This is a genomic window from Methylobacterium guangdongense, assembly GCF_038442355.1.
Taxonomy (GTDB): Bacteria; Pseudomonadota; Alphaproteobacteria; order Rhizobiales; family Beijerinckiaceae; genus Methylobacterium; species Methylobacterium guangdongense.
The window spans coordinates 298094-304855 of the sequence record NZ_JBBXMX010000006.1 but is presented as its reverse complement, the minus strand read 5'-3'; the positions used below and the strand labels follow the sequence as shown (position 1 = coordinate 304855).

At 66.8% G+C, this 6762-nt stretch carries 10 protein-coding genes and 1 pseudogene; 7 read left to right on the top strand and 4 right to left on the bottom strand.

All coding sequences use genetic code 11. From position 1 onward, the window contains the following. On the bottom strand, positions 1-250 hold a 250-nt coding region (locus AAHG09_RS14940; RefSeq protein ID WP_342108145.1), incomplete at its 3' end, for a hypothetical protein. A 215-nt stretch (positions 251-465) separates the two neighbouring features. Here AAHG09_RS14940 and AAHG09_RS14935 point away from each other — a divergent pair. Beyond that, positions 466-886 (top strand): annotated as a pseudogene (locus AAHG09_RS14935) (transposase); the annotation flags it as partial. A 122-nt stretch (positions 887-1008) separates the two neighbouring features. Here the strand turns inward: AAHG09_RS14935 and AAHG09_RS31945 are convergent. Further along, positions 1009-1197 (bottom strand): hypothetical protein, encoded by a 189-nt coding sequence (locus AAHG09_RS31945; protein ID WP_412760043.1) that lies wholly within the window; start codon positions 1195-1197, stop codon positions 1009-1011. Positions 1198-1516: 319 nt separating this feature from the next. On the opposite strand from AAHG09_RS31945, the gene AAHG09_RS14930 reads away from it, so the two are divergent. Further along, positions 1517-1762 carry a hypothetical protein gene (locus tag AAHG09_RS14930; protein WP_342108144.1) on the top strand — a complete coding sequence of 82 codons (246 nt, stop codon included), beginning with the start codon at positions 1517-1519 and terminating at the stop codon, positions 1760-1762. Positions 1763-1835: 73 nt separating this feature from the next. Here AAHG09_RS14930 and AAHG09_RS14925 read toward each other — a convergent pair whose 3' ends face one another. Then, positions 1836-2216, bottom strand: a complete 381-nt coding sequence (locus tag AAHG09_RS14925; protein WP_342108143.1) for a heme utilization protein — start codon at positions 2214-2216, stop codon at positions 1836-1838. A 569-nt stretch (positions 2217-2785) separates the two neighbouring features. Here AAHG09_RS14925 and AAHG09_RS14920 point away from each other — a divergent pair. The 5 genes from AAHG09_RS14920 to AAHG09_RS14900 all read left to right on the top strand — a co-directional run bounded on the left by AAHG09_RS14920 (position 2786) and on the right by AAHG09_RS14900 (position 6230). Beyond that, a complete protein-coding gene (locus AAHG09_RS14920) occupies positions 2786-3550 on the top strand; it encodes a Crp/Fnr family transcriptional regulator (RefSeq protein WP_342108142.1) in 765 nt (254 codons plus the stop codon). Position 3551: 1 nt separating this feature from the next. Then, entirely contained in the window at positions 3552-3830 is a 279-nt protein-coding gene (locus tag AAHG09_RS14915) for a hypothetical protein (RefSeq protein ID WP_342108141.1), read from the top strand. 611 nt (positions 3831-4441) lie between these two features. Next, positions 4442-4702 carry a GlsB/YeaQ/YmgE family stress response membrane protein gene (locus tag AAHG09_RS14910; RefSeq protein WP_342108140.1) on the top strand — a complete coding sequence of 87 codons (261 nt, stop codon included), beginning with the start codon at positions 4442-4444 and terminating at the stop codon, positions 4700-4702. A gap of 52 nt (positions 4703-4754) precedes the next feature. Further along, positions 4755-5735 (top strand): PhnA-like protein, encoded by a 981-nt coding sequence (locus AAHG09_RS14905; protein ID WP_412760041.1) that lies wholly within the window; start codon positions 4755-4757, stop codon positions 5733-5735. Positions 5736-5933: 198 nt separating this feature from the next. Beyond that, positions 5934-6230, top strand: a complete 297-nt coding sequence (locus AAHG09_RS14900; protein ID WP_342108139.1) for a hypothetical protein — start codon at positions 5934-5936, stop codon at positions 6228-6230. Positions 6231-6492: 262 nt separating this feature from the next. Here AAHG09_RS14900 and AAHG09_RS14895 read toward each other — a convergent pair whose 3' ends face one another. Next, positions 6493-6762 (bottom strand): hypothetical protein, encoded by a 270-nt coding sequence (locus AAHG09_RS14895; RefSeq protein WP_342108138.1) that lies wholly within the window; start codon positions 6760-6762, stop codon positions 6493-6495.

Here is a 6762-nt window from a genome sequence, read left to right as displayed (position 1 = left end):
CAAGCGGAGCATGTACGGCCGCGCGAAGTTCGATCTTCTGCGCCAGCGGGTCCTCCATGCCGCCTGAGGTCAACCCGTAGAGCTTGGCCGTGCGGAGGCTCGCAAGCACCGAAAGTGCGGATGAACCCGCAGGTGCGACTTTGCCCTGTTCGTTGCGCTGGATATCGTTTTCACACGCGCGGTGTTTCTCACGGCAGCGTTCCGAGATGCTGAAGACGCCATCTGACGGCATGACGGGCACCTCCTGCATTCGATCTCATGGGGTCAGGACGTCCATGGATAGCATGTCCGACCGATGAGGCCATGCGAGCGGACCGCTGCCGGCAAGCGAGTAGGTACGCGCATAGGGTGTCGGACCAAACGAGTGCGGCGACCTCGATCTCGCGGCTCCAGCAACCCTTGTACCTGAGTGACCTCGCCAGAAACTGACTTCGACTCAGGTTTCATCCCAAGTGTCAGTTGTGCCTGACCGGCTATCTGGGGATGTAGCCCGGCCCCAATACGATCCTGCGCCTCGTGCATCGCCTGCCGCTGCCGAAGCGCGGATCCACCGCGAGTTGTGGGCATCGACGATTGGGCCATCCGCAAGGGACGAAGATACGGCACACTCATTGTCGGTCTCGAACGCAGACGCCCGATCGACCTGCTGTTCGCTTATTTACGGGTCACCGTCGCCGATTGGCTGCGACGCCATTCCGGTATCGAGATTGTCGCGCGCGACCGCTCGACCGAGTACGCCGGAGCAGCCACTGCGGGCGCGCCAGCTGCACATCAGATCGCCGACTGGTGGCATTTACTCCTCAATGTGCCCCAGACGCTCGAACGCTGGCTCGCCCACGTCCATGGCCGGCTGCGACAGCTGCCCGCTCTGTCCAGCGACGATGGCCTGCGGGAACGCCATGGCGCTTCGACACGAGATCCGCGATCAGGGCTTGGCCGGAACGCATCGGCCGGTGCACCAGAACATCGCTGGCCGACGCACGGAGCCGGCACCGCGAAGGGATCGGCTTATTGCTCCGTGATTGAGAAGCTGGCCCGTGCGCTCATGACAAGCTTGCCGGTCTCATCATAGGCTTGAGCGGTAAACTCGTTCACCTGCGTCCATTCGCCCTCGTCTTTCAGGATCGCAGTCAATGTCCTGCGGATGAGGTCACGAAGTTCGGCGCGCGTTGATACGATGACGCCCTCATCGTCCATGACTTTGACGTGATCAGACGTGGAGATGAAATAGCGTGGCATATGGCTTTCCGCAAACGACAGGCGGGAGCGCCCAGGTCTCGCAAGCGCGGAGTGCCGGATGATTGAACCGCGATAATTCCATCCTATGACGCATTTTGACCTCCCGATCAACGGGAGTTGCAGATCTCCGGAGCCGCAACTTCGGATTGCTGACCCTTTGTATACGCAAGAGATGTAATCGCGGAGAGTCGTTGACAAACCGGCTGAATTTTTCCCCACCACAGAGGATCGGCGCCGACTTTAGATTGAGATCCGAGATCAGATACTCTTCGTTCTCATGCTGACCGCGTTCACGCCGCGCGTCCGCCGATGCGGTTCACCGCGGCAGGAAATCCGGCAGGTGATGATCCCCATGTCGGCCACCCCCACGCTCATCGCGATCGGGGCGGCCATACACCTCTGCCCGTTCGCGTATACGCCCGTCTCTGCGGATTTCGCCGGCCGGGATCGGGCCTTCATCGGCGGCATCGGCACGGGCGCACACCGCGCGCCGGTGGCACGCCAGTTCCTCGCTACAACCTGACACCGTGCGGCAGTCCCTGCCGACCCCATCGAGGTCCGCCTGTCGTCGGATCCGGCGTCAGACCGCGCTCTGCCTACCCGGCGCGACGCGCGCTCCAGCTGCCGCTGCATTCGACCAGACCGCCCGACGTGCGCCAGGTCCCGTTGCCGCTGCCCTTGGGGTCGAGGCTGCCGGAGATCGGGACCTTGTTCGAACCGCTGACGATCGTTGCCTGCACGGAGCCGCTCGGGGAAACGCCGCCGTCGATGTCGACCTCCTGCCCGGGGATCGAGGCGTCGCTGTCTTTGATCTGCACGTAATAGCGCGTGTTGGCCGAGCAGGGACCCTGAGCCGTCGTGGCGACGATGGTCCATGCGCCGTCATACCGGTTCGGAACGCGCACCTTCCGCGTTGCGGCCCCGGTCGGACAGATAGCAGCCGCCATGAGGGCGGCAGCAGGGATCAAGGTGGCCATACGCGTCATAGTCTGCTCCGACGGTCGCGCTGTCGGGACTGACTTCGCACCCTGAGAACAAGTGAAGCCTCCAAAGGGTTTCCAGTCCCTGCAGTCTCCACTGACCGACCGTCTCTTTGCCGCGCAGGCAGGGTCCAGCGCCCCGTCTCCGATCCGCGCGTAAAACGGCGCCGCCGCGTCCCGATCGCGGGCACGGGCGGGGCAAGCTCAGCTCTTGTTCCTGCACAGCAGGCCGATGACCACCAGGATCAAGTTCGGCGCGAAGGGGCGGCAAATCCCGTCGCGTTCGGGATCGAGCCGCCTTTGGACAGTCCGTCGCCAACCTCCGCGTTTCCGGATGGGTCGCCGACCAATGCCACCGCATCGTCCGAGCAGGCAGGTGCCGCGTCCGCATAGTCGTCAAGGCTGAAGCGGTACTCTGCGCCTCCGTTCCAGCGCGTTCTCATGAGTACAGTCATACGGCATCAGCCTTTGACCTGCGGCTCGTCACCAAATCCCATCCTATGATGGGGATTTTTGTCTTAATTTCAACGTAAGGATCGTCGACTGCCTTTCGCCGTTGTGATTCAATGCAAGATGCGCTGATCCGCAAGCTTGAGAGTTTCGAAGACCTCACCGACGCGGACCGTTCGGCCCTGCGCGCGTTCGCCCCGCGGGTGCGGCAGGTGGGCGCGCGGACGGACCTGATCCAGGAAGGCGACGTCCCCAGCCACGTGCATCTCATCCTCGACGGCTTCGCCTGCCGCTACAAGGTCCTGCCGGACGGCCAGCGCCAGATCATGGCCTTCTTCGTGCCCGGCGACTTCTGCGACCTCAACGTGTTCATCCTCGACCAGATGGATCACTCCATCGGCACGATCTCGCCTTGCAAAACGGTCGAGATCCCCCGGCACGCCATCGAGGAGATCACGGCGCACCACCCGCAGGTGACGCGGGCCCTGATGTGGTGCGCCCTCGTGGACGAGGCCGTGCTGCGCGAGTGGCTGGTCAATATCGGCAGCCGGCAGGCCGACCAGCGGATTGCGCACCTGTTCTGCGAGCTGTTACTGCGCCTGGAGGCGGTGGGGCGTGTCACCGACAACAGCTACGCGTTCCCGTTCACCCAGACCGATGTCGCCGACACGATGGGCCTGTCGGACGTGCAGATCAGCCGCACGCTGCGGGAATTGCGCGGGCTCAACCTCATCACGCTGAAGCACCGGATCCTGACGATCCTGGACGTTGAACGACTCAAAGCGTACTGTGGGTTCAATCCCAATTACCTCCACCTCAGGAACGCGCGTTGGAGTAGCCGCCGGCAGGTGCCGTGGCTGAGTAGCGTCCAGGGCGGGTAAGTTGACGGGCCAGGACAACGTCGAGCCCCTGGTCGTCCTTCAGCCTATCTCGGTCGACACGCGCAGCCCGGACCAATCCGGCATGCTGGTGCTGATCAATGGGCTGCTCGTAGCGGTTCTGGTCCGCCTCGACGCGCCGTGGCACGAGCGGCCCGGGGCCTGGCACATGGAGGCCGGGTTCGGGCGGCTGGCGGGTGTGCGCGCCCCCGTGTTCGACACCCTGGAAGACGCGCTGCGTTGGATCCGGTGCCGCCTGCGCGGATCGCCGGGCAAGATCTGACACGTCCGGGCCTGTTCATCGCCGCGCGGAACCAGCCCGGGCTCACCGAAGCGTGGCGAGGCCGGGAGCCCGGCCCGCGATGTGTTGCGTGCCTCCCATCGGAGGCCCTTCGCCTGGCGGAATACCGGCTCGGCGCAGCCAGGGTTCGCGTCCGCCGCAGGCTTCCGACCGCGCGTGCCGGGTCACCGACGCCGGCAGATCAGACGCGACGGCGTCGCCCAGCCAGGACGCGATCGTGCGAAAAAGATACAACATTTGATAGATTTCGCAATCACTCAACTTAGACAACATAGATAAGTCGGCCCGGAACGACGCGATGATTTAATGTTTATCCTCGGAACATTCGACGAGGCGACACCATTGTTCAGTCGCATCCCGGCGCCGGCCCGGATGACGACCGGGATGCTGCATCGGGCCCCGGGCAACGCGGTGCTGCCCAGCGCTCAAGCCTGTGACCTGATCGAGCCAATCATCGGCACGATCGGCGCAACCATCCCGGCGGAGCCGCGCACGCAGTCAGGCGGCCAGCTTCGCACCGTGTCGAGACCGAGCCTCCATCGGCGCCGCCCCGGCGCCGGAATCCTGACACACGCCCCGAACCGGAGCCGCCCATGTCCATCCTCGCCTGGATCGTCCTCGGCCTGATCGCCGGCTTCATCGCGAGCCGGATCGTCAACAACACCGGCCAGGGCGTGCTCGTCGATGTCCTGCTCGGCGTGGTCGGCGCCGTGGTCGGCGGCTTCCTGTTCGAGCAGTTCGGCCAACCCGGCGTCTCGGGCCTCAACCTCTACAGCCTGCTCGTCGCGGTCGTCGGGGCCGTCGTCGTGCTGTGGCTCTACCACGCCCTCGCGGGCCGCGGTCGGACCGTCTGATCCGCTCCGGCCGCCCCGTTCCCTCCCAGCCCGCAAGTCCCGGAGAACCACCATGGCTACCGTCACCGAAACCAACCTCGCCGCGACAGGCCGACCCATCCCGGACCGGACCGGGCTCGACCGCGACCTGTCGCAGGGCAGCACGGTCACGCCGGCCGAGGACATGCGCACGATGATGCTGCACTCGGTCTCCTGGGGCGCGGTCCTCGCCGGCGCCACGGTGGGGCTGATCTCCCAGGTCATCCTCAATATGCTCGGCCTCGGGATCGGCCTGTCGACGGTGGATCCCCTGGGCGACGGTACCCCGGCGGCGAGCTCGATCGGCATCGGCGCAGGTCTCTGGTTCGTCGTCTCCGGCGTGCTCGCCGCCGTGGCGGGCGGCGCCCTGGCCGGTCGCCTCTCGGGCAAGCCCTCGCCCATGACTGCCGGCTACCACGGCCTCCTCGCCTGGGCGGTCTCGACCCTCGTGGTCCTGTATATGCTGTCGTCGGCGGCGAGCGGCCTCGTGGGGGGTGCGCTCGGCACGGCCTCGTCGGCCATCGGCGGGATCGGCAACGCCGCGGGCGGGTCCGTCTCCACCCTGGCCCAGGCGGCCGCCCCCTCGTTAACCAAGATCACCGACCCGTTCTCGGGGATCGAGGCCAACGTCCGAAGCAATACAGGCTCCGATCCGGCGGCCCTGAAGGACGCGGCCGTGACCGCCATGCGCGCCGCCGTCTCGGGTGACGGCGCTCAGCAGGCCGCCGCGCAGGAGAAGGCGGCCGTCGCCCTCGCCAAGGCGCAGAACATCCCGGTCGAGCAGGCCCGGACGCAGGTCAACCAGTACACGCAGCAGTTCAAGGAGACCCTCGCCTCGGCCAAGGAGCAGTCGAAGCAGGTTGCCGACGCCGCGGCGCGGCGCGTGTCCCAGGGCGCGCTGTTCGGGGCGCTCGCCCTGATCTTCGGGGCGCTCGCCGCCTTCTTCGCCGGCCGGAGTTCCGCCGTCGATCCGACGGTCACCCGATCCCCGATGCTGACGCCCCGTCACGCCTGAGCCCGCCCGGGTCGGGGCAAGGCATGTCTCGACCCTCGACCGGGACCGATCCAGCACTGGGACGATTCAGGACTTGGACGATCCAGAACCTGGACGATCCAAGACCAGCTTACGGCCGTCCGGGCCCCGGTCCGGACGGTTCCTGCGGTCGCCTCCGCGCGCAACCGCATCCCCTACCCCCCAACCGAGGTATCCCCCATGAAGACCGTCTCCACCCTGACCTGCGCGATCACCGCGCTGTTCCTCTCGGCCGGCCTCGCCGCGGCCGCCCCGTGCACGACCGGGACCACCACCGACAGCACCGGACGCCAAGCTGGGGACATCTCCTCGAACGTCGACGGCGGCTCGACCGCGAATGTGACGCCCGGCGGCAAGTCCGAATCCCCCGGCACCGTCGGGGCGATGAACAACGTCGGCGCGAACGCGAAGCCCTCGGCCGACCAGGCGAAGGCACCGGAGGGCAAGGTGACCAAGCCCGGCGACGCGGATTGCTGAGGGACCGGATCACGGCGCTCCGTTCGCACCCATGGGATGCCCAGCGCGGATTGGGCATTCCGACGCCGCCGAGGCCGCCGGCCGGACCCGCTGCGGGTCGTCCGGGGCCGGGCTCCGGAAACGAGGACGATGGGATCGCCGGGGTCACGGGACGCCGTCATGGCCCGTGACCCGACAGGATCGCACGCCGCGCCGCCGGGATTTCGCCCTTCGTCACCGGCGCGCCGCGACACGCCGGCGGGCCCGGGCGGCGATGCGTGCATCACCGGATCAGTTGCCTGCGCACCCAGCGCGTCGCGTGATCGAGGGTCGGGAAGGCATCCACCCGCATGCCCTGGAGCCGCCCGAACCCGGCCTCCAGGAACCAATGGCCCGGATGCTCGTGCTCGGGCGCGTCGAGGCGCACCAGCACGGCCACGAGCAGGCCGTTGACGAGCAACAGGACACCGTCGCGGTCGGGGCTGCCTGTGTCGACCGCGATTGGCTGACGCCGCAGCACGAGCAGCGTCTCGACGTTGCCGCGCCCGGGCAT

Excerpts from the sequence above, each read along its gene's own strand:
- AAHG09_RS31945 (WP_412760043.1), bottom strand. The coding sequence starts at position 1,197 with ATGGACGATGAGGGCGTCATCGTATCAACGCGCGCCGAACTTCGTGAC.
- AAHG09_RS14930 (WP_342108144.1), top strand. The coding sequence starts at position 1,517 with ATGCTGACCGCGTTCACGCCGCGCGTCCGCCGATGCGGTTCACCGCGG.
- AAHG09_RS14925 (WP_342108143.1), bottom strand. The coding sequence starts at position 2,216 with ATGGCCACCTTGATCCCTGCTGCCGCCCTCATGGCGGCTGCTATCTGT.
- AAHG09_RS14920 (WP_342108142.1), top strand. The coding sequence starts at position 2,786 with ATGCAAGATGCGCTGATCCGCAAGCTTGAGAGTTTCGAAGACCTCACC.
- AAHG09_RS14910 (WP_342108140.1), top strand. The coding sequence starts at position 4,442 with ATGTCCATCCTCGCCTGGATCGTCCTCGGCCTGATCGCCGGCTTCATC.
- AAHG09_RS14905 (WP_412760041.1), top strand. The coding sequence starts at position 4,755 with ATGGCTACCGTCACCGAAACCAACCTCGCCGCGACAGGCCGACCCATC.
- AAHG09_RS14900 (WP_342108139.1), top strand. The coding sequence starts at position 5,934 with ATGAAGACCGTCTCCACCCTGACCTGCGCGATCACCGCGCTGTTCCTC.
- AAHG09_RS14895 (WP_342108138.1), bottom strand. The coding sequence starts at position 6,762 with ATGCCCGGGCGCGGCAACGTCGAGACGCTGCTCGTGCTGCGGCGTCAG.